Source organism: Affinirhizobium lemnae (assembly GCF_022968395.1).
GTDB classification, from domain to species: domain Bacteria; phylum Pseudomonadota; class Alphaproteobacteria; order Rhizobiales; family Rhizobiaceae; genus Neorhizobium; species Neorhizobium lemnae.
This window is the reverse complement of sequence record NZ_JALJQZ010000001.1, coordinates 143,081-163,643: the sequence shown is the minus strand read 5'-3', so window position 1 is coordinate 163,643 and position 20,563 is coordinate 143,081. Positions and strand designations below refer to the sequence as shown.

Annotated in this window: 21 protein-coding genes; 2 read left to right on the top strand and 19 right to left on the bottom strand. The window is 56.1% G+C overall.

Going from position 1 to position 20,563, the window contains the following annotated elements; genetic code table 11:
- Window positions 1-64: 64 nt before the first annotated feature.
- On the top strand, window positions 65-1,000 hold the full coding sequence (locus MUU53_RS00800) for a DMT family transporter (protein WP_247259151.1): 936 nt from the start codon (window positions 65-67) through the stop codon (window positions 998-1,000).
- Window positions 1,001-1,118: 118 nt separating this feature from the next.
- Here MUU53_RS00800 and MUU53_RS00795 read toward each other — a convergent pair whose 3' ends face one another.
- The 6 genes from MUU53_RS00795 to MUU53_RS00770 all read right to left on the bottom strand — a co-directional run bounded on the left by MUU53_RS00795 (window position 1,119) and on the right by MUU53_RS00770 (window position 8,257).
- Window positions 1,119-1,475, bottom strand: coding sequence for a hypothetical protein (locus MUU53_RS00795; RefSeq protein ID WP_062555498.1), 357 nt, complete (start codon window positions 1,473-1,475; stop codon window positions 1,119-1,121).
- Between the two features lie 174 nt (window positions 1,476-1,649).
- Window positions 1,650-2,738 carry an ABC transporter ATP-binding protein gene (locus MUU53_RS00790; RefSeq protein WP_247259150.1) on the bottom strand — a complete coding sequence of 363 codons (1,089 nt, stop codon included), beginning with the start codon at window positions 2,736-2,738 and terminating at the stop codon, window positions 1,650-1,652.
- A gap of 102 nt (window positions 2,739-2,840) precedes the next feature.
- The gene (gene bglA, locus MUU53_RS00785; protein ID WP_247259149.1) at window positions 2,841-4,496 is read right to left on the bottom strand and encodes a beta-galactosidase BglA; all 1,656 of its coding nucleotides are present in this window, start codon (window positions 4,494-4,496) and stop codon (window positions 2,841-2,843) included.
- 28 nt (window positions 4,497-4,524) lie between these two features.
- Complete coding sequence (locus tag MUU53_RS00780; protein WP_247259148.1) at window positions 4,525-5,688, bottom strand: carbohydrate ABC transporter permease; 1,164 nt, start codon at window positions 5,686-5,688, stop codon at window positions 4,525-4,527.
- A gap of 1 nt (window position 5,689) precedes the next feature.
- On the bottom strand, window positions 5,690-6,703 hold the full coding sequence (locus tag MUU53_RS00775; RefSeq protein WP_247259147.1) for a carbohydrate ABC transporter permease: 1,014 nt from the start codon (window positions 6,701-6,703) through the stop codon (window positions 5,690-5,692).
- 192 nt (window positions 6,704-6,895) lie between these two features.
- Window positions 6,896-8,257 carry an ABC transporter substrate-binding protein gene (locus MUU53_RS00770; RefSeq protein WP_247259146.1) on the bottom strand — a complete coding sequence of 454 codons (1,362 nt, stop codon included), beginning with the start codon at window positions 8,255-8,257 and terminating at the stop codon, window positions 6,896-6,898.
- Window positions 8,258-8,528: 271 nt separating this feature from the next.
- On the opposite strand from MUU53_RS00770, the gene MUU53_RS00765 reads away from it, so the two are divergent.
- Entirely contained in the window at window positions 8,529-9,554 is a 1,026-nt protein-coding gene (locus MUU53_RS00765) for a LacI family DNA-binding transcriptional regulator (protein ID WP_247259145.1), read from the top strand.
- Window positions 9,555-9,560: 6 nt separating this feature from the next.
- Here MUU53_RS00765 and folD read toward each other — a convergent pair whose 3' ends face one another.
- The 13 genes from folD to flaF form a co-directional block, all read right to left on the bottom strand.
- Window positions 9,561-10,460, bottom strand: a complete 900-nt coding sequence (gene folD, locus MUU53_RS00760; RefSeq protein WP_247259144.1) for a bifunctional methylenetetrahydrofolate dehydrogenase/methenyltetrahydrofolate cyclohydrolase FolD — start codon at window positions 10,458-10,460, stop codon at window positions 9,561-9,563.
- A 282-nt stretch (window positions 10,461-10,742) separates the two neighbouring features.
- Entirely contained in the window at window positions 10,743-12,662 is a 1,920-nt protein-coding gene (locus MUU53_RS00755) for a GumC domain-containing protein (RefSeq protein WP_247259143.1), read from the bottom strand.
- A gap of 18 nt (window positions 12,663-12,680) precedes the next feature.
- Window positions 12,681-13,268: a hypothetical protein gene (locus MUU53_RS00750; RefSeq protein ID WP_247259142.1), complete on the bottom strand. Its 588-nt coding sequence runs from the start codon at window positions 13,266-13,268 to the stop codon at window positions 12,681-12,683.
- A 344-nt stretch (window positions 13,269-13,612) separates the two neighbouring features.
- Entirely contained in the window at window positions 13,613-14,152 is a 540-nt protein-coding gene (locus MUU53_RS00745) for a hypothetical protein (RefSeq protein WP_247259141.1), read from the bottom strand.
- Window positions 14,152-14,517, bottom strand: a complete 366-nt coding sequence (locus MUU53_RS00740; RefSeq protein WP_247259247.1) for a hypothetical protein — start codon at window positions 14,515-14,517, stop codon at window positions 14,152-14,154. The genes MUU53_RS00745 and MUU53_RS00740 overlap by 1 nt, the downstream gene beginning before the upstream one ends.
- Before the next feature lie 25 nt (window positions 14,518-14,542).
- Window positions 14,543-15,100 (bottom strand): rod-binding protein, encoded by a 558-nt coding sequence (locus MUU53_RS00735; protein WP_247259140.1) that lies wholly within the window; start codon window positions 15,098-15,100, stop codon window positions 14,543-14,545.
- Between the two features lie 386 nt (window positions 15,101-15,486).
- On the bottom strand, window positions 15,487-15,897 hold the full coding sequence (locus MUU53_RS00730) for a hypothetical protein (RefSeq protein ID WP_247259139.1): 411 nt from the start codon (window positions 15,895-15,897) through the stop codon (window positions 15,487-15,489).
- A 7-nt stretch (window positions 15,898-15,904) separates the two neighbouring features.
- Window positions 15,905-16,657 (bottom strand): flagellar biosynthetic protein FliR, encoded by a 753-nt coding sequence (gene fliR / locus MUU53_RS00725; RefSeq protein ID WP_247259138.1) that lies wholly within the window; start codon window positions 16,655-16,657, stop codon window positions 15,905-15,907.
- Window positions 16,654-18,741 (bottom strand): flagellar biosynthesis protein FlhA, encoded by a 2,088-nt coding sequence (flhA, locus tag MUU53_RS00720; RefSeq protein ID WP_247259137.1) that lies wholly within the window; start codon window positions 18,739-18,741, stop codon window positions 16,654-16,656. The genes fliR and flhA overlap by 4 nt, the downstream gene beginning before the upstream one ends.
- Before the next feature lie 105 nt (window positions 18,742-18,846).
- Window positions 18,847-19,113 (bottom strand): flagellar biosynthesis protein FliQ, encoded by a 267-nt coding sequence (gene fliQ, locus MUU53_RS00715; RefSeq protein WP_247259136.1) that lies wholly within the window; start codon window positions 19,111-19,113, stop codon window positions 18,847-18,849.
- Window positions 19,114-19,256: 143 nt separating this feature from the next.
- On the bottom strand, window positions 19,257-19,778 hold the full coding sequence (flgD, locus tag MUU53_RS00710; protein ID WP_247259135.1) for a flagellar hook assembly protein FlgD: 522 nt from the start codon (window positions 19,776-19,778) through the stop codon (window positions 19,257-19,259).
- Window positions 19,769-20,218 (bottom strand): flagellar biosynthesis repressor FlbT, encoded by a 450-nt coding sequence (gene flbT / locus MUU53_RS00705; RefSeq protein ID WP_062555372.1) that lies wholly within the window; start codon window positions 20,216-20,218, stop codon window positions 19,769-19,771. The genes flgD and flbT overlap by 10 nt, the downstream gene beginning before the upstream one ends.
- Window positions 20,215-20,562: a flagellar biosynthesis regulator FlaF gene (gene flaF / locus MUU53_RS00700; RefSeq protein WP_247259134.1), complete on the bottom strand. Its 348-nt coding sequence runs from the start codon at window positions 20,560-20,562 to the stop codon at window positions 20,215-20,217. The genes flbT and flaF overlap by 4 nt, the downstream gene beginning before the upstream one ends.
- Between the last annotated feature and the right edge of the window lies 1 nt (window position 20,563).

Here is a 20,563-nt window from a genome sequence, read left to right as displayed (position 1 = left end):
ATCTGGCGAGCGACCGATTGCCGATAGTTTCATTATGCGCCGACATTCACAGTGGGATTGCATCATGAAGAAAACGCAGAACATGGGTCTGATCGATTGGGCTCTTTTGATCTTTTTATCCGTCTTATGGGGCGGCTCGTTCTTCTTCTCTAAAGTCGCGCTTTCTGAACTACCACCCTTAAGTATTGTAATGGCCCGTGTCGCGATCGCCGCGACCGCGCTATTCTTCTACCTAAAAGCAAGGGGATTGCAAATTCCCGCATCTCCAAAGATCTGGACAGCATTTTTCGGTATGGGACTTTTAAATAATCTCATTCCGTTCAGTCTAATTTTTTGGGGTCAAACCCAAATTGCCAGCGGGCTTGCCTCGATACTCAATGCGACAACACCAATATTTTCGATCATAGTCGCGCATTTTCTTACGGTAGATGAACGGATGATCCTGAACAAATTGGCGGGGATTATCCTTGGGTTCCTTGGGGTCACAGTGCTCATGGCAGGGAATGCCTTCTCGGCCAAAGCACTTCCTGTCACGGCTCTGCTTGCATGCTTGATGGCGGCGTTATCATATGGTTTCGCAGGCGTATTTGGTCGACGTTTCCGCCGCATGGAAATCGCACCGGCAATCAGCGCTTTTGGTCAGACAGCGGCAACGACCGTTATGCTGATACCGATTGTATTGATGATCGATTCGCCATGGAATTTAGCCCTCCCAAGCGGCCAAACCATCGCAGCTCTTCTTGGTTTGGGGCTATTTTCAACTGCCCTGGCTTACATCATTTTCTTCCACATACTCGCAACGGGCGGTGCGATAAACAGTTCGCTTGTAACACTGCTGATCCCTGTAAGCGCAATCCTGCTTGGTAGGGTATTTCTGGATGAGGAGCTGGCAATCAACCATCTGGCGGGCATGGCTCTGATTGCTGTTGGTCTTCTGTCGATAGATGGACGGATTTTTGTCGCGATCCGAAGAAGCCGATTGTTGAGCGCGCGCCGCTAACTTCGCGAAACAAGCTTTTGCAGGGGTATACCGTGTTTGCTTTCTCAGAGGAGCGAAGCTCGGCCTCGAAAAGGACAGGTCCCTCTGGCCTTCGTCATACATAGTAGTACGATCTGGTTTACCAGCTTCGCACATCCAGCGTCTTGTCCTTATGCGCCGGATGGGTGGAGAAGATGAAGATGCGGTCGAGCTCCTTCTGCGTCAACAGGCGCAGGAAGCGGACTTCGGCAGAATTGTTGGAATTCTGACGCATCAGCACGCAGCCGATTTTCATGATGCGGGCATCGGGGATATCCAGCACGAATTCACGCGGCAGATCCGTCTTGGTGAGGAATGTCAGGGTAGCGCCGCTCATCGAAATCCGCACGACGTCGCAACGGCGGGCAGCCATGTGCATGACATGCTTTTCGGTATATTCGATGCGGCCCGCATTCATAGTATCTTCCATCTTGAACCGGCTTTCGCGGTCGTACATGAAAGATTCTTCGCGCTTCAGATAGTTCTTCTGGCTCGTTGTCATGGCAGCCCCGGCATTTCACTGCATTCAATGCGAAAAGCCTAGCCTCGAGAGCTTAACAGACGGTTTGGTTGGCACGCAGTTGCTCTTTATCAGCACATTCATGACAACCAGAATGCCAACAGCCTTAACTCATCGTCTATAGGTTTGGCCTGCAGCGTCGAAAAGATGCATCTTTTGCGAATCTGCTGAAAAACGCAGTGACTGGCCACGCTCTACCTTGTGGATGCCCGGCAGCTTGGCGATGATCGGCTCCTCATCCGTCAGGCCCTCGATGTAGAGAAGCGTGACTTCGCCGAGAGCTTCGACGATGGAAACCTTGCCCTCGAACAGATAGTCCTCACCGGTCGTAACGGTCAGATCCTCTGGGCGAATACCAAAGCTTGCCACCTTTCCGCGCTCGGACGCATCGGTCGCAACCGGCACCAGAACCGATTTGCCGCCCTTGAGATCGACCCGCGTCTGAGGTCCGGTGTCTACCACAGTCGCAGGGATGACGTTCATTGCGGGAGAACCGATGAAGCGGGCAACGAAGAGGTTCTGAGGGCGTTCGTAAAGTTCCAGCGGTGCACCGACTTGCTCGATATGTCCGGCGGACAGAACGACAATCCGATCGGCCAGTGTCATGGCCTCGACCTGATCATGGGTGACGTAGATCATGGTCGTGTCGGCCATCTGCTCTTTCAGCTTGGCGATCTCGATACGGGTCGCCACGCGCAGCGCCGCATCCAGGTTCGACAGCGGCTCATCGAACAGGAAGACCTTGGGATTGCGGCAGATGGCGCGACCGATGGCAACGCGCTGACGCTGGCCGCCAGAAAGCGCCTTGGGCAGGCGTTCCAGATATTGCGTGAGCTGGAGGATGTCCGCCGCAGAGCGAACACGGCGGTCAATCTCCTGCTTGTTTTCGCCCGCAATCCGCATGCCGAAGGCCATGTTGTCGTAGACGGTCATGTGCGGATAGAGCGCGTAGGACTGGAAAACCATGGCGATACCACGCCGCGAGGGCGGGACATCATTGACACGGTTGCCATCGATGAACATGTCGCCGCTGGTGATTTCCTCCAACCCGGCAATCATGCGCAGCAGGGTTGACTTGCCGCAGCCGGACGGACCAACGAACACGACAAATTCGCCCTCGGCGATATCCAGATCGATTCCGTGCAGAACCTTGACCTGTCCATAGGCTTTGCGAATATCCTTCAGCACCAATCCCGTCATGTCTCTCCCCATTTTTTGTCCGTCGCTTAGCCGCCGATGGGCGTCGCGATGCTCATTCTCAAGACGCTCCGGGGGAGAAAGGATCGCCCCCGGAGTTTTCCATCAGGCATGCCTTGCGAAGCTGGCACCCCAAGCTGGCAGCGTCACGCTGCGCTCTGTGACCTCGCAGGCAAAGCCGTGGCCTTCCAGCAGGCTCCAGTCGCCGGACGGTAGCTCCGTCGTGGTTTCTTCCCCGCTCATATTGAAGATGCAGAGCACGACTTCATTTCCGAGCTTGCGAAGGTAGCGCAGAACCGGTCCATCCACGGCGAGGAACTCGATCTCGCCCTTCGCAAAGGCCGGATGCTGCCTGCGGAAGGCGAGAAAGCGACGATAATGCTCCATGACGGAGTTCTCATCGCCCTGCTGCACATTGACCGCCCGCAATTGATGCTCAACCGGGATAGGCAGCCAGGTCTTTTCCGCACCGGAAAAGCCCGCATGGGTAGAGTGATCGTCCCAGGCCATCGGCGTGCGGCAGCCATCGCGGCCCTTGAATTCCGGCCAGAACTGGATGCCATAGGGATCTTGAAGGTCGGCGAAGGCAATATCCGCCTCGGTGAGCCCCAATTCCTCGCCCTGATAGATGCAGACGGAACCCCGTTGCGTCAGCAGGATCGAGGCCAGCAGCTTTGCGAAACTTTCGCGATCGATGACATCAGCGCCCCAGCGCGACACATGACGCACCACATCGTGGTTGGAAAATGCCCAGCAGGCCCAACCTTCCGGTGCCGCTTCCGCAAAAGCATGCTGCACTTCCACCACGCGCTCCGGCGTCAGCGGGTCGGGTGCAAGGAATTCGAAGGCATAGCACATCTGCATCTTGTCGCCGCCGGAGGTATATTCGCCGACAATCTCGAGACCACGCTGGCTGTCACCCACTTCGCCCACCGCAGCAATGGCCGGGAACTCGTTCAGAACTGCGCGGAATCGCTTGAGGAAGTCGATGTTTTCCGGGCGGTTCTTGTCGTAGATATGCTCCTGGAAGTTATAAGGATTGACGGCCGGCGCGGTCGAGGCATTGCGCCGCTCCGGTGCAAGCGACGGGTTGCTGCGCAGTTCCTTGTCGTGGAAATAGAAGTTGATCGTGTCCAGACGGAAGCCATCGACGCCGCGCTTCAGCCAGAAGCGAACCACCTCCAGCAGGGCGTCCTGCACTTCCGGATTATGCAGGTTGAGATCCGGCTGGGACGTCAGAAAGTTATGCAGATAATACTGCATCCGGGTGGGATCCCAAGCCCAAGCCGACCCGCCGAAAATCGACAGCCAGTTGTTGGGTGGGGTGCCATCCGGCTTCGCATCGGCCCAGACATACCAGTCCGACTTGGGATTGACGCGGCTGGAACGGCTTTCGATAAACCATGCATGTTGATCGGAGCTGTGCGAAATGACCAGATCGATCATCACCTTAATCTTCAGGCGATGCGCTTCCGCAATTAGCGAGTCGAAGTCGGACAGCGTTCCGAACATGGGATCGACATCCGTATAATTCGAAACATCGTAACCGAAATCCTTCATGGGAGACGGGAAGAAGGGCGAAATCCAGATGGCATCCGCACCGAGCGCCGCGATGTGCGGTAGACGTGCGGTAATACCCTTCAGGTCGCCGACGCCATCGCCGTTCGAATCCTGATAGGAGCGTGGATAGATCTGATAGATGACCGCGCCACGCCACCAGTCGGTATCCGGCGCTTCGGTCGTCTGAGGATAAACAGTCATGCAGATTGAACCTTGAATGAAGAGATACTCAGCCGCCCTTGACCGAACCGGCAAGGAGACCGCGTACCAGATAGCGTTGAAGTCCGAAGAAGACCGCCAGCGGCACAACGATGGTGACGAAGGCAGAAGCCGTCAGGATTTCCCAATTCCCGCCGCGTGACCCCAGCAGTGCATTCAGACTTCCGGTCAAGACCAGTTGATCACGGCCCGTGCCCAGGAAGACGATGGCCACCAGCAGATCGTTCCAGACCCAAAGAAACTGGAAGATCGAGAAGGACGCCAAAGCCGGGAAGGATAGCGGCAGCACGATCTTCAGGAAGATCTCGAAGTCGGAAGCACCATCGACGCGTGCGCTCTCGATGATCTCCTTGGGAAGGCCCGCGATGTAGTTTCGAAGCAGATAGATGGCGAGCGGCATGCCGAATGCAGTATGGGCCAGCCAGATGCCTGCGTAAGTCTTGGACGACGTTCCAAGAAAATTACCCACCTCGTTATAGAGCCTCAAGAGCGGGATAAGTGACATTTGCAGCGGCACGACAATGAGACCGACGACCAGCGCTATGATCAGCGCGCGCCCTGGAAAATGCATCCACGACAGAGCATAGGCAGCAAAGGCTGCGATCAGGATGGGAATGATGGTGGCGGGTATCGTTACCGTTAGTGAATTGATGAAGGCCTGACCGATCCCTTCCGAAAAGAGAACAGTGCGGTAGTTATCGAGTGTGAATGTGGGCGGTGTCGTTACCGTCAAGTAGATGCGCTTACCGCGCGAGCCTTCGAACGGCGCGTTCTTGGAATAGACATAAGCACCATCCTCCTGGACGGTCAGCGTCTCGCCTTCGCCCAGATCGGCAGGCTTACCCACCGGAAAGGCAGCCGGCTCCTGAACACGTGTGCCGAAGGCCTTGACGGTTCCGCTTTGCCCGTTTTCGAACACGGACCCCCTGATGACGTAGTTTGAGCCTTCCTGCTTGGCGGTGCCAGGATCGCCCAGTCGACCGGCGCTTGTTTGCGAGGAACTGCCGAACGCAGTCCACCAGCCAGAGGTCGTGATCTGGCCCTTGTCTCGGACGGAGGTGACCAGAATACCGAGCGTCGGGATCAGCCAAAGTATGACGATGAACAGGACGGAAAGGTGAACTACGAGGCGTGGAAGACCGACACGCTTCAGACGGGTGGTGAGGCTTGCCATATCAATGTCCTCCTGCGTCTTGGTTGGCCTGCCGAATGTTCCAGATCATTATCGGCGTGACAGCTGCCATGATAATGAGCGCGATGACAGCACTTCGCCCACTATCGCCGCCGCCTCGGAACATCCAGTCAAACATCAAGTTCGCCAGAACCATGGTGTCCCACTGCCCGTTGGTCATGGTCAGTACGATATCGAAAACCTTGAGAACAAGAATGGTGATCGTGGTCCAGACGACTGCGATCGTTCCCCAGATTTGCGGCACCATAATCTTCCAGAAAATTTGCCAGCCGTTCGCGCCGTCGATGACCGCGGCCTCGATGGTTTCCTCGGGAATGCCTCGCAGCGCCGCCGACAGGATGACCATTGCAAAGCCGGTCTGGATCCAGATCAGGATGATCATCAGGAAGAAGTTGTTCCAGAAGGGAATCGATATCCACACTTGCGGGTCGCCACCGAACCAGGTGACGATGGCGTTGAGCAGGCCGATCTGCGTATCGTTGCCACCGCGGTATTCGTAGATGAACTTCCAGATAACTGAAGCGCCGACGAAGGAGATGGCCATCGGCATGAAGACAATGCTCTTTGCGATATTGCCCCACCAGATGCGATCCGTCAGGACTGCGATAACGAGCCCAAAGAAGGTGCAGGCGGCTGGAACGACGGCAAGCCAGAGGATGTTATTGAAGATGGACTGACGAAAGCCGGAATCGAGGAAAGCCCAACGATAGTTCGCAAAGCCGACATATTCCACACCTGCCCTGTCATAGAAGGACAGGATGAAAGTCGCGACCACCGGATAGACCAGATAGATGCCAAGCAGCAACAGAGCCGGACCAAGGAACAACCAGGGACGCACAACGGCACGGCGATTGAGATTGCGGGAAGCAAGCGTGACGTTTCCCACCGGAACCGGGAAGATGGTATTCAGAACCTTGTCGGATATCCAGTAGTAGAGCGCACATATAAACACGCCAACGACCATCACACCGATGGCCGACACAATTTGCGAAACCATGTCCCCTCCTCACAAGCCCCGCTTCGGGCCATTTCTTGTCCGGCTGATCATGCCGGATTCTTGGGCAAGGCGCCGCCCGAAGCCTCAAGCTTCAGGCGGCGTCTCATCAGGGCGCAGCAATTCCCGTCGAATTGCTACTAGACCTCGCGGACCGCCGGAGAATAGACGTCCGGTAGCCCATAAATCGCGAGCTTACTTCAGACCGTCCCAGGCCTTCTGAATTTCATCACCCACCTGCTTAGCAGATTTTCCGCCGACATAATCCACCATACCGGTCCAGAATGCACCAGCACCAATCTTGCCAGGCATCAGATCAGATCCGTCAAATCGGAAGGTGGTGGCAGTGGAAAGAATTTCTCCCTGCTTCTTCAAGGCATCATTTGCGTAGGCGTTCGTATTGACACCCTTGTATGGCGTGAGGAAGCCAGACTGCGCCATCCAGATTTCATGCGCAATTGGGGTCTTTAAGAATTCCACAAACGCGCGGGCGGCTGGCGAATCCTTCGTGATGGTTACAAGTGTACCAGCACCCAGTGCAGGCGTTCCAAGTTCCGGCTTGGATGCGAAAGTCGGCATGTAGAAGAAGTCTGCATCCGTGCCGAGTTTCGTGCCTTCGGGGAAGAAGGTCGGGATGAAGGAGGCCTGATGATGTAGATAGCATTTGGGCGGAATGCCGAAGAGACCCTTCGGGCTATCGCGGAAATCCGTCGAGGCCACGGCGGCAACGCCACCGTTTACATACTTCTCGTTCTTGGCGAACTTGCCGAATTCTTCGATAACGCTCACGACCTTCGGATCGTTGAACTTGACTTCGTTGCTGACCCACTTGTCATAGGTTTCCGGCGTATTCATGCGCAGCATGAGGTCTTCGACCCAGTCGGTTGCCGGCCAGCCGGTCGCACCGCCCGACCCCAGACCGATGCACCAGGGCGTTCCGCCATCCTTCACGATCTTGTCGGAAAGCGCGACCAGTTCTTCCATGGTCTTCGGCACTTTGTAACCGGCTTCCTCGAAGTTTTCCGGAACGTACCAGACAAGCGACTTCAGGTCCGCCTTGTAAGGGAATGCAAAGAAGCCATCCTTACCGTCCTTACCCTTGTAGGTGCCGAGCTGCACCCAGGACTTACCCGCGCCATAATTCGTTTCCACCCATTTGCCCGTCTCGGCACCGAGATTAACCAGCAAGCCCTTGGCTGCCAGATCCTGCAAAAGGCCAGGCTGCGGCAGTATGGCGATGTTTGGCGGCGAACCGGCCTGCGTATCGATGACGATCTGCTGTTCGTAGTTTTCCGAGGAGGAATACTGAACATTGGCGCCGGTCGCATCGTTGAAGTAGGCGAGAACGCTGCGGAAAAGCTTCTCGTCATCGCCACGCCAGGGCCCGAAAATCGTCAGCGTCTGCCCTTTGATGTTGGCATTGGCCTTCTTGAAGTCCTCGTAGCTCTTCCAGTTGAACTTCGCATCCTGACCCGGTGCGAATTTGAGATCGGCAGCGGATGCTGAAGCCACGCCAAGGCACAAGGCTGCGACACCAGCCAGCAGGAAATGTTTCATAAATCGTCCTCCCATCATAAACGGATTGGCCCGGCGGACCAAAATCTAAAGCGTCTCCAAAGCGCTTTGGAAATCAAATACACACAGCATGTGGGGGAGAGTCAATAGCGATACTACACCTATCACGAGCAAACGTGACGAAATAGCACAGGGCATAGCGCCAAGAATTCGAATTTGTTGATTTTTTCTGAAATATAAAATTTTGGCTTCCGAAGCGCTTTGAACGAGGGTAATACGGTATTTCTCAGCAGCCCGAAGGGAGTAAAGGGTTGTGAATCTCAAGGAATTGTCCAATCTCCTGGGTCTGTCCCAGACGACCATAAGTCGCGCCTTGAACGGGTATCCGGAGGTAAACGAAGAGACGCGCGCGCGCGTTCTGAAGGCAGCGGAAGAAACGGGCTACCGGCCAAACCGGGTGGCCAGAAGGCTTGCGACCGGGAAAGTGGGATCGCTCGGCATCATCATGCCCATTACACCCGAACAACCGGTCGACATTCATTTTGCAGAGTTCCAGAGCGGACTTGCGGACGAATGTCTTAAGCACGACTTCCATTTCGTCATCATGCCAGCTGAGCGCGATCAGGAAGAACAGGCGATCAGAAATCTTGTCTCAAGCGGCTCTATCGACGGCTACTATATCGCCTACATGCGGGAGCGGGATCCACGTATTGCCATGGCAAAGTCCTTGCCCCTGCCCTTCATCGTTCATGGTCGATCCATGAACCTCACGGAAGACTATCCCTATCTCGACGTCGATAACGAGAGTGCGTTTTCCGAAGCCACGGCGCATCTGCTGGACCTTGGCCATCGCCGGTTTGCCATGTTGAACGGTCCCGCCGATCTCGATTTTGCACAGCGGCGAAGAGAGGGAGTCGAAAAAGCGCTGCGGGCGCGCGGACTTACGCTCGATCCCGCTTTGGTGAGCAGTACCGTGATGACAGATGGCCATGGCTTCCAGCATATGGCTCGATTTCTCGAACACAAAGACCCTCCGACTGCCGTCCTTTGCGCCAGTACGGTTCTCGCCCTCGGAGCCGTACGGGCGATCCGACAGGCAGGTCTGGAAGTGGGTGCCGACATCTCGCTTATCGCTCATGATGACGACCTGCATCTGCTGCGACCGGAGCATTTCAGTACGCCGCTTTCCACCACGCGCTCATCGATCCGGGAGGCGGGACGCCGGGTCGCCGAACGCCTGATTGCAGCTGTGAACGGCGAAGAGATTGATGCGCAGCAACGGGAACTCTGGCGCGCCGAACTGATCCTGCGCGCCTCAACGGCGGTGGCACCCGCCTGAAGCGGATCAGAATTTCGGGATCGGCCTACCCACGGATCGATAGGCGGCGATCACGGTATTTGCCATCAACATGGCAATCGTCATTGGGCCAACACCGCCCGGAACAGGGGTGATTGCGGATGCAACAGCAGCACATTCATCAAAGGCCACATCACCGACAAGACGCGTGCCGCCTTCGCCCTTCTCAAGCGCGGCAATCCGATTGATACCGACATCGATAACGGTTGCGCCCGGCTTTACCCAATCCTTCCGGACCATTTGAGCGCGGCCAACGGCAGCAACGAGGATATCGGCGCCGCGGCAAACAGCAGGCAGATCCTTTGTCCGCGAATGAGCCATCGTGACGGTCGCGTTGGCGGCGAGAAGCAGTTGGCCCATCGGCTTCCCAAAGAGATTGGAGCGACCAATGACGACCGCGTTCAGGCCGGAAAGATCGGCGCCGAGGCGATCACGCAGGAGGAGCATTGCGCCAGCGGGTGTGCAGGAGATCAATCCGCTTGCGAGATCGCCCGTCGCAAGTTTGCCTGCGTTGACGATGTGAAGCCCATCTACATCCTTTTCCGGGCGAATGGACTGGATCACCGGTTCGGATTGAAGATGCCCTGGCAGCGGCAGCTGAACCAGAATGCCATGGACCGACGGATCAGCGTTCAGCTTTTCGACGAGCTGTTCCAACTCATCCTGCGTCGTCTCTTCCGGCAACGTGTATTGCATGGAGTTGAAGCCGCACTTCTTGGCCATGCGACTTTTGGCTCCGACATAGGCATGGCTTGCAGGATCGTTACCGACAATGACCACGGCGAGCCCCGGCTGCAACCCCGCTTCACGATGAAGACGGCCAGCAGCCTCGCTCACCGCATCGGTAACCACTGCTGCGGATTTCTTGCCATCAATGATATCTGCCAAGGCATGCCCTCCTGCTCAGGCGCCGAACCACCGCCAGATATGTGATGCATCTGAAAGGCCGGGTGGTCGCACAGATCAGGCATCAGGCCGAACCTCGACAATTCACCGTACCCATTTGCTGATGATCACCATCAGGGATCCGAAGTCCCTTCAAGCGCCTGCTTGTGTTAGACGAACTTCAGAAGCAGGTGACTAGGCTCTCGGGCGTTGGAATGCAAGAGGGAGGCACAATCCCCTGCACAGGGGCCGGACCATAACCCGATAGCGGATGAGGATCCGTCTTCAGATTGCCATTGCGAAGCGGTTTTGTCGTTCAGCGGCTTCGTGCTGCGCCAATTCGCGCCGCAGGATCTCGAGCTCAGCCAGAAGCTGCTGAAGTTCAGCCTCGGTTGCCTCGTCCGTAGCCTCGGGGATTTCACTGGCAAAACTGCGATCCTTTAGAATTGAAGCCAGAAGGTATGGAAGCGGCTCACCACTTGCCTCCGACATCTTGTTCGCAACAACAAGCTCTGTCAGCCAGGCCAGGGAGCGATCGTCATTCGCTGCAACCGCTTCAAGCTCCTCAACCTTGGCGCGTCGCTCGCCGTATTCGTGTCCGTCAGACGCGCGATCCTGCATCTGATCGAAATTGGAATCGTAATAATCCTCGAAATGAGGCAAGCGAACCGGCTCATGGCGGGGCTTCGGCTGGCCGAGATCCAGAGCAACCTCGTCCAGTTCACGCAGTGTCTGCTCAGTGAGTTGCAAAGGAACAGGGGGCTGCATGAAAGTGGGAGCCCGTTCCGGCTGCGGCTCTACGACCAGAGACACGTCGTGATTGGCAGTTTCGACATCCTCGATGAGCGGATAAATCTCAGGAGAATCGGCACTACCCACCGAATGCGACAGACGCCTTGCCGGAAGGCAGGCACCACCAATGCATAGCCCCGCCAGCGCTCCGAACATCATATAGATCCAATGCGGCATCCCGATAGCCGACGCATTGGTCGCTGTTGCTGTTGTGGTCAGTTCTGCCCTGACCGTTGAGGCCTGGGATATGTTAGCCTCGCGGAGGCGATCCAGATAGATTTTTCGCGCATTCTCGACATTCTTTTCAAGCTCAAGACGTCGCGTAATAGGCTCTGGAACGGTTCGTTTCTGCAGCATTTCGAGCTTCGGCTTGACGTCATCGAGTTCCTTGGCGGTTCGGGCTTTCTGCCGGTTGAGATCAGTCACGATGCCTGACAAGGCCTTGGCAACTGCGGCCCGCGCTTCGTCAACGGCAGCCTTCGCGGCCAGGAAACGCGGATGCCGGGGACCGAGTTCGGCAGAAAGTTGATCAACATTCATTTGAGCCGAAAGGTAACGCTGGCGCAGGCTCTCCAAGCCGGTCTGAGCCAGTTCCTCAGGCAATGGCTGAGAGAGCACATCCGAGAACTTCATCTTCAGGAGCGTTTCTACCTGCTTCGTCAGATCGTCTATTTGCCCCTGAAGCCGCTCGACATCGGCGGCCAAGGCATCGCGTTCAACCTCGATCTGGCGTTCGGCGCGTACTGCCTCATCTGTAACACCGGCATTGTCGAGCGCGATCTGGGCCTGTTCGAGCGCTTTTCGGGCAATATCGATCTGAGAGCCAATTCCGGAGGACGAAGCTCCACCTTCAAGCGAAGCGAGTTGCATCGCGGCTGCATTGGCTGCGTCGGCGGCAAACTGCGCGTTAGTCGAGGATGCCGAGACAAGAATACCGCCCGGATAGCCCGCCGCAGAAACCAGAAGCATTCGCTCCAGTCGCTCACGTTGAGCCGCTTCGGAGCGTCCAAGCGTCATTTCCCTGCCGGTCATCAATTCTCTAAGGAAGCCAAGGCTTGTCTGCGATTGTTCTCCCGTTTCCCCCAACCGGTTCCAATCGAGCTGTTTTGCAATGGCGTTCAGAGTTTCTTGTTGTGCAAGCCGCGCGCGGGCGGCTTCAGCGATCCCGTCCGTCGACGGCGGCAACGGCTTGACCAAGTAGACGGCGGACGCCTGATAGCTCTGCTGCAGATCGAAGGGAAGAACGCCCGGGATGAACGCACCAAGGGCTGCGCTTGATAGAAGGATTGCGCCAGACAGCAGTGATTTGCCGACGCTCCTGTTGGAAGCATCCGGTGATTCGGGCTCTGCAAGCCGCACATTTTTCCCGCTGCCGATCGCCATCGTCGTGTCAACCATGCCATTGGCGCGCATGGACGCGCCTGCCTTTGATTAAGACAAGCTAAATTTATTTGGCGAACAAATCGTTAACGAGGGGTCGTCAGCAAGGCTGGAACTGTTGGAAATGGCTGGGGCACTTGCAAAATAGGCAGGCGCGATCAACGCCAAGCCGTCATAGGCGCTGGCAAGCGCCGACTCCATGACGATTTCGTCGCGCAGCGTCTCGCAATCCAGGAGGACCAGATGCGGACGAACACCACCGATCTCGGCACGCAGCCGATCAGTCTGTTCCGCGGGGCCAGCAGGCGGCAGATGGGTTGCATAGACCTGATGCCAGGGAACCTGCGCGCGAATATGATCCCGTGCTGCCGAAAGACGGATGCGATCACGTCCAGCGAGCACAATCCTGCGCGGCTCTGCCATGAAAGAGAGAAGGACAGGTACAAAATCCTGAGGCGGCATTGCAGTGCACAAGGATCTGCCTGTCACCACCCGGATTATCCTTGCGACGCCCGGCGTACCTGGCAAGAGGATTCGTTGTTGAAGGCGCTCGCGATAGGCGGGATTGACGGCACTCTTGAGAAGTTGCGGCAGGTTGACGAAGGAAACAGCCCGATAACCGACCCGCACCTCCGTCATCGCTTCGAGGAGAGAAAGATTTTCCAGCTTGCTGTGGAAGGAAAAATCGAGGCAGAAGCCGAAGCTGAGTTTTCCCCCCCCGAACGGATCTCAAAAAGGTCATGTCAGCACCCCAATCTGCCAATTGACAGGCCGACAACCCATCCGGCAGCCCGGTCGGGGTCTATATATTGCGGTCGGCTTGCCTGCATCAGAACGGAGCATCAATTCACTCGATTGGTTGCGTTCGTATTTCCTGCCCTGCGCATAGCGATGCGGTCGAGCGGATCCTGCTCATCTCCCTAGCCCGTTTCAACAGAACCTGAAGCGATAAGCAGACTGGGAGTAAGCCCGACTGGATACGATCAGTGACCGGATTTCGCGGGAGCTTCGAGTTTTACGCCTTCAACAATTTTTGTCGGCTGAACCTGCTTTCCCTGCGGACGCTCGCCATTGGTTCGGATGTCGTCCTTGGAGAGATAATCCAGCTGTTCGACCAGCACATCCAGGACATATTCGCCCTGGAATCGCTCATTTAGCTTTTCCTTTATTGTCTTTCGAAAACCGTCGAGATCGAAGGCCTTGGTATTGCCCAGATCGACCATCTTGTTGCCGACGAGCAGGGTGAACAGTTCGTCAGTCATCAGTTCGGTCGTTGGAAGATGCACTCCCTTGATCTTTTCCTTATCCATCAGGAAGGAAATGCGGGTTATGAAGTAACCCTGAACTGCGCCGTTGCTCAGCACAGGCACGTTGATGCCCTCTCCCTTCACCAGTTCCGACTTGTTGCGCAACTGTGTTGCTTCGTCGATGACAGGCTTCGGCTTGGACATCTGGACGGATCCGTAGACCGCGCCCAGGGTCACGGCGCATACCCAGAGACCGGTGAGAAGGAGTTTGATCATCAGACTTCGCTGTAGAGGAATTGTTCTTGAGTATAGGTGCCATCGCCATCGGCATCCCTTGCGGCATTCTTGAGAATGTCGGCGACCGACCGCACGGCATGAAGATGCGCTTCAACCCGGCGGGCATTCAAGGCAAGCTTGTCCTTCAGAACATGCATTTGCTGCTTGTGGTTAAGAGCCAGTTCCTTGGGATCGGTCGTACGAACCAGCATGGTCAATTCGTAAAGGCATCTGCTCTTGTGCGCATTCGAGACCTTGAGGTCGAACATCGCGTCCTTGCCGATTCGCTCGTTCTCATTGTCGATGATCATCTCCAGGCGGCCCAGCACCGTCTTGATGCGATAATCGGTGGAAATGACATCCATGTTTTCTGCCCCAATGGTATTCATATTATGCCTCGCTGCGCTCTGACGGCGCCAGATCGAAGACCTTGCGTTCGAATTCGTCGATCATGCTGATTGCACGATTGCGGCTGTCCTTGTCGGTGGCTGCATTGGGCGTGGCTTCATTGCGCATGCGATCCAGGGATTGCTTGAACACCTGCTCCGCAATGCCGATGCCGCCGCTCTTGGACATTTGATCGGCGATCTGCTCCGACATCATGCTCTGCCAGAATTCACCAGCAGAACCCTTGCCGTAGACCGCTTCACTGTCTTTCGGCATCATCGTATTGACGAAGTTCTGAAGAATCGAAGCCTCGAACTTTCGATACTCTTCCGGCATTTCCGCGGACTTCTTGCTTTCGTGAGCAACATCGACACGGGTCTTGTGTCCAATACCATCGAGCCCTTCCAAAGCGGCACCGAAGCCCTTCCCGGCGGCTGCGAGCTTCGTCGCACTATAAGCCGCGCGAGTCGCAGTCAACTTGGCCTGCGCCTCCTGGACGGCGGTCGGATCGGCCGCACGCAGCACATCCATTACAAGATCTGTTGGAGGAGAGATTGCCATCTCAACTTCCTTTCGTTGAACAAGCGCCGCGACCTGCAACATCCAGGCCTCGCGGTCTTTCCATCAGTTGGACCGGAAGGCTGTATGCACACACAGATGCAACGAATGCCTGCCGAACGCACGGACACCGGGTGATCGATCATCTGCCGACAGCAGCCGCACTGAGATCACGGAACAAGGAGCCCTCATGTCGTGTTGCAAGCGATTATGCTGAGTGAACCTTGCTGCAGGCTGGCGTTATCCTGGCAAAATTGGAGACAACGCAAAAAATATTAGTTGCATCTTATGGATTGCGCGCGCGAAAATTGTTTAATCTGTAAGTATTTGTATTCAATAAATTATTGATCAAAAAATCCAAAGATTAAGACGAAAAAAATCGTAAAGGATCAATTGTGGTCCTTGCCAGAACCGGTCAGGAGGGTCAGCTCCAGAAGCTCGTACACGGCATTATCGTCGCGCTCCCGATCTTCGAGTTCACGCGCCTCCTTCATCTGCTCCTCGAGCCGGTCCCCCTTGGTTCTTTCGCGCAGAACCTTGCTTTCCAGAACCTGCTGCACACCGGCAAGCTGCTTGTCCTTGATTGTCAGACGACCATAGCGCTCGGAGTAGTTACGAGAGAATTGCATATGAATCGGCTTGCTGGAACTAATCGCTTCCATCACGACGTCCATGGATTGCTCCACCTCCCGACGCTGCTCGGTGTTGGCTGCAAGCTCTCCTTCTGCCATCCGCTCCAGCTGTCGCTGGACGTTGACGAGGCGTTTCAACTTTTTCGAACGTGGTTCCTGGCCAGCCATGGCACCCTCAGAATGCGTTGAACATGACTTCAAAACCTTCGGCAAATTGCCGTATCATGGCGCCGATGGCCAGATAGAGCATAAACATGCCGCCCGCGATCAGGAATGGCGTCGAAATGAAGAAGACAGGGATCTGCGGAGCAAGCTTGTTGATCAGGCCGACGGCCACGTTGAACAGAAGACCAAAGATCAGAAACGGGCTGGCCAGGCGCAGCATGATTGATGTCGAGGCGCGCAGAGTATCCGTCAGCGTAATCAGCATCTTCTGGGGTTCGATCAGAGCGCCGAGAGGGGTCGTATCGTAGGAATCGACCAGCGCCCGGAATACGACATGATGGAAATCCATCATGAACAACAGGAGAAGCCCGCTGAAGGTGAGAAAGCTGGTGACACTGGTTTCTGATGTGTCTTCGAGGATGTCGTGTCCGGCGGGCGCGGTAAAGCCGATCGAGCTTGTCAGAACGGCCCCTGCAAATTGCAGACCAATTACGTAGAGCCTTGCAATCATGCCGTACATAACACCAATGAACAGCTCCGAGAAGATCAGCCCCATATAGGCTGCCGTCGGTGCTGTTGTCCGGCTATAAATGGTGGGCCAGAGGACGGGCAGCACCGCGAGCGTGATGGCAATCGTTACGATCAGCCGAACGTTCAAGGGAATGCGTGCGCTAGAAAAACCCGGCAGGACCATGAAGCAGCCGCCAATCCGGCAAAAAGCCAGAAAGAAGGCGAGCATTGAGCCCTGCGGGTCGGTTATCATCCAATCGAGCCTAGAATCTTGATTTCGAGTCCCTTTGCCAGTTCCACGTGGGAAAGTACAGGCAGGGTGGCGAACAATCGTTCGATGATCATGCGCACATAGGAGCGTGTTTCAGGTGATGTGACAAGCACGAATGGCAAACCACGGTCCATGAATTCACGAATGACACGGCTTGCCTGCTCACTGAATTCTTCCAGCTGTCGGGGATCGATATCGAATTCGATCACATCACCCTTGGCATCACGCTTCAGTGCCTGATGGAATAGCAGATCCCACTTGCTTCCGAGACGTAGAACACGAAGCACGCCGTTGTCGGCGAGGTCGCCGCAAAGCTGCTGGGACATGCGCACTCGCACATGTTCCACGATCTGTTCGGTCTTGCGCACATGGGGAGCAAGCTCGGCCACCGCTTCCAGGATGAGATGCAGGTTTCGGATGGAAACGCGCTCCGCCAGAAGAAGCTTCAGAACCGCCTGCAGGCCGGAATAGGACATGTGCGAGGAGCAGATCTCATCGGCGAGCTTCTTGTATTCAGGATCCATTCGATCGATCAGGATCTTCAGATCCTTGTAGGACAGAAGTTGCGGCAGATTGTTGCGAATGACTTCGCTCATATGGGTCAACACGACCGAGACGTTGTCGATCGGGTGGAAGCCTTCACGCTTCAGGTCTTCCGCAAAGGTTTCGAGAATGGACATGGCAGGCATGCCGAAGGCCGGTTCGCGGATCTCATCCCCCGGAATGCTGGGCTTGCGACCGGAGCCGGTCACGACAAGAACATCGCCCACACGCAGCATGTTGGACGCAACCGTCGTGCCATGGATGCGGATCTGATAGGATTTCTCAGGGATGGCGATGTCATCGGTAACCTTGATCTCAGGCACGACGAAGCCGTACTGGGTCGCGAACTTCTTTCGCATCTTGCCGACGCGGAACGCAAGCTCTTGATGCGCGCCCAGAAGACGTGTCGAAACCTGCTTGCCTAGGGCCAGCTCGATCTCGGATGTCTTCAGCATCGACTTCACGGAGTCCTTGTCGGCTTCCTTGGTCTGCACTGCCATCTTTTCTTCGGCATCCCGACGCTGCTTGCTTTCGGCTTCCAACCGGCGCGGAACGATCCAGGCACCAAATGCCATGATGCCGCCAAGTGCGACGAAGGGAATGAAGGGCAGGCCCGGAACAAGAGCGAGCGTCGCCATCAGGCCCGAAGACATCCAGAGCGCGCGCGGGTAGCCGCCCAACTGATCGATAACGGCCTTGTCAGCGGTGCCGGAGCTGCCGCCGCGGGTGACGAGCAAGCCAGCTGCCAGCGACACGATGAGGGCCGGAACCTGCGAAACGATACCGTCGCCCACGGAGAGCTTGACGAACACATCGGCTGCCTGGCCGATTTCCATGCCATGACGGAAGTAGCCGATGATGATGCCGCCGAAGATATTGATCCCCGTGATCAGGAGGCCGGCGATCGCATCGCCGCGGACGAACTTCGACGCACCGTCCATGGCCCCGAAGAACATGCTTTCTTCTTCGAGCTCCCGACGGCGGCGCTGTGCTTCCTTTTCATCGATGATACCGGCGGAAAGATCGGCGTCGATGGACATCTGCTTGCCGGGGATGGCATCGAGGGTGAAGCGGGCACCGACTTCCGCGATACGCGTCGCACCCTTGGTGATGACGATGAAGTTCACCGTGATCAGAATACAGAAGACGATCACCCCGATCATGAAGTCGCCGGACATGACGAGAGAGGCAAAGCCCGCGATCACGCCACCGGCAGCATCATGCCCCTCGTGACCATGAGACAGGATCGTTCGTGTCGTCGCAATGTTCAGCGACAGGCGGATCATCGTCGAGATCAGGAGAATCGTGGGGAATGATGAGAAATCCAGCGGTCGCTGGATCCACAACGCGACCATCAGGATAAGGACGGAAAAGGCAATGGAAAATGCCAGACCGATATCAATCAGGAAGGTCGGAATAGGCAGGAAGAGCACGCACAGGATTGCGATAATGCCTGTGGCAAAGCCAATATCGCGGCCGCTGGGATTAACCTTCGGAATTGCTAATGCAGGTGGTTGTGCCATCGCTTCTTTCCATCTCCTCATGAGAAGGCGGTGCGCAGAACGCACCTCGTCATGGAGAGAATAGGCGCTGAAGCTTGCGCGAGGATGGCAGGATTGTTCAGGGCGTCAGAAGCCGGACTGGACGCGGGAGAAAACGAGTTCCGCGAACAGGTTAATCTGCGATCCGATGAAGGGAGCAGCAAGACCGCAGCACAGAAGGATCGCGACGATCTTCGGGACGAATGTCAGAGTCATTTCCTGGATCTGTGTCAGGGCCTGGATAAAGGCGATGACGACACCGACCAGCATGCCCGCCAGAACTGCGGGACCGGCTGCAATCAGCACGGTGCGCATTGCTGCCTGCATGATCTCCAGGGCATCGGCTTCGTTCATATCGCCACTCCAAGGCCCCGAATCATTCAGGACCGTCCAAGCTCTTCGCTTAGACCATCTCCGCGCAAAGGTGGAAACGCAAATTTGCGCGGATAGAGGTCAAATGTGATGCCACGAACCCCTCAGGACGACGGCTCAGCCGTTCAGCTGGAGCTGCCGTTGTTCGAATTCGTATTAGTGTTCGTCGTTGTGCCAGTCGATGAACCGGTCGCGCTCGTCGTCGTTGTCGTCGGCTTTGGAATTTCGCGGTCAGACACCACGACACCAGCCTGCAGCAGAACCTTGCCGCCGCCCTCCGTCACAGCCATAACGCCATCCGAATAGACCTGAACTTCCTTGACCTTGCCGGTCACGGTGTCATCGGCACTCATGATGTATTTGCCGACAATGTCACCGGCGCGCGTCAGGGCTTCCGCCTGAAGCATGCTCTTCAGGTGGTTGTTCGTCTGGATGGTCTGTTCGACCTGCGAGAAGGAGGCAAGCTGAGAGATCTGCTCCGACGCGTCCATCGGCGAGGTCGGATCCTGGTTTTTCATCTGTGCGATGAGAAGCTTCAGGAAGCTGTCATAGTTGACGCTTGCCTTGTCCGTATCCTTGGTCGAAGCCCCGGCATTGGCCCAAGGGTTGGACGCGGTGGTCGATTTGGAAACCGAATCTACCGCCATGGCGCGATCTCCCGGCGAATCTGCTCGACCGTAGCCGGCGTCATTTCCTGGTTGTTGAGGATACGATCCTCAATGGCGTAGAGGCCGCGGATGGCCTTCAGGGCATCGAAGGCACGGCCGCTGACAACCATTGCATCGATGCGCTTCAGTTCGGCTAGAACTTCGTCATCCTTGAAGCAGGCCAGCAGCATCGTGATAGACTTCCGGAACATGGCGAGCGATTGCTCCTTGCCTTCCGGATTGATCAACATCATCTGCGCGATAAAATAAAGCTGACGCAGAGGGGTGGTCGCGTCTTCCAGCTGCAGAACATGGTTCTCCAGCAAGAATGTCACGTCATTGAGAAACTCAAGGGCTACCTTGCGGTCAACGCGCAATACCGCGCCATTGATGAAGATTCGTTCGCCAGACTTCAGCGAAATGCGCAGCGTACTTTTCATTTAAGTCCATCCCTGATGATGGTGGTCACGTCGATGATGCCCTGGAAATTCTGCGATTGTCTCTGACGAATCCGCTCGCATTCCTTCAAGATCCAGATGGCGATGGAGATGAGGTTGGCTCTCAGCTCGGCGTTGAGCTCGTTCTCCGGCTGGCGTAGATCCTCGATAAAGCGGATCCAGACACGCCTGGTGAAAAACAAGGCCTCGATAGTTGTGCCGGAATACTCGGTAGAATCACGGGCCGCCTTCAGCAGCTCGATCGAGCGATCGAGCGCCTGGCGTTCGCGGCTTTTGGCGTCCGCGACGTCGTCCTCCATGATCTCGGCATATGAAAACTGGTACATT

Excerpts from the sequence above, each read along its gene's own strand:
- MUU53_RS00800 (WP_247259151.1), top strand. The coding sequence starts at position 65 with ATGAAGAAAACGCAGAACATGGGTCTGATCGATTGGGCTCTTTTGATC.
- MUU53_RS00795 (WP_062555498.1), bottom strand. The coding sequence starts at position 1,475 with ATGTACGACCGCGAAAGCCGGTTCAAGATGGAAGATACTATGAATGCG.
- MUU53_RS00790 (WP_247259150.1), bottom strand. The coding sequence starts at position 2,738 with ATGACGGGATTGGTGCTGAAGGATATTCGCAAAGCCTATGGACAGGTC.
- bglA (WP_247259149.1), bottom strand. The coding sequence starts at position 4,496 with ATGACTGTTTATCCTCAGACGACCGAAGCGCCGGATACCGACTGGTGG.
- MUU53_RS00780 (WP_247259148.1), bottom strand. The coding sequence starts at position 5,688 with ATGGCAAGCCTCACCACCCGTCTGAAGCGTGTCGGTCTTCCACGCCTC.
- MUU53_RS00775 (WP_247259147.1), bottom strand. The coding sequence starts at position 6,703 with ATGGTTTCGCAAATTGTGTCGGCCATCGGTGTGATGGTCGTTGGCGTG.
- MUU53_RS00770 (WP_247259146.1), bottom strand. The coding sequence starts at position 8,257 with ATGAAACATTTCCTGCTGGCTGGTGTCGCAGCCTTGTGCCTTGGCGTG.
- MUU53_RS00755 (WP_247259143.1), bottom strand. The coding sequence starts at position 12,662 with ATGCGCGCCAATGGCATGGTTGACACGACGATGGCGATCGGCAGCGGG.
- MUU53_RS00750 (WP_247259142.1), bottom strand. The coding sequence starts at position 13,268 with ATGACGGAGGTGCGGGTCGGTTATCGGGCTGTTTCCTTCGTCAACCTG.
- MUU53_RS00745 (WP_247259141.1), bottom strand. The coding sequence starts at position 14,152 with ATGATCAAACTCCTTCTCACCGGTCTCTGGGTATGCGCCGTGACCCTG.
- MUU53_RS00740 (WP_247259247.1), bottom strand. The coding sequence starts at position 14,517 with ATGGATGTCATTTCCACCGATTATCGCATCAAGACGGTGCTGGGCCGC.
- MUU53_RS00735 (WP_247259140.1), bottom strand. The coding sequence starts at position 15,100 with ATGGCAATCTCTCCTCCAACAGATCTTGTAATGGATGTGCTGCGTGCG.
- MUU53_RS00730 (WP_247259139.1), bottom strand. The coding sequence starts at position 15,897 with ATGGCTGGCCAGGAACCACGTTCGAAAAAGTTGAAACGCCTCGTCAAC.
- fliR (WP_247259138.1), bottom strand. The coding sequence starts at position 16,657 with ATGATAACCGACCCGCAGGGCTCAATGCTCGCCTTCTTTCTGGCTTTT.
- flhA (WP_247259137.1), bottom strand. The coding sequence starts at position 18,741 with ATGGCACAACCACCTGCATTAGCAATTCCGAAGGTTAATCCCAGCGGC.
- fliQ (WP_247259136.1), bottom strand. The coding sequence starts at position 19,113 with ATGAACGAAGCCGATGCCCTGGAGATCATGCAGGCAGCAATGCGCACC.
- flgD (WP_247259135.1), bottom strand. The coding sequence starts at position 19,778 with ATGGCGGTAGATTCGGTTTCCAAATCGACCACCGCGTCCAACCCTTGG.
- flbT (WP_062555372.1), bottom strand. The coding sequence starts at position 20,218 with ATGAAAAGTACGCTGCGCATTTCGCTGAAGTCTGGCGAACGAATCTTC.
- flaF (WP_247259134.1), bottom strand. The coding sequence starts at position 20,562 with ATGTACCAGTTTTCATATGCCGAGATCATGGAGGACGACGTCGCGGAC.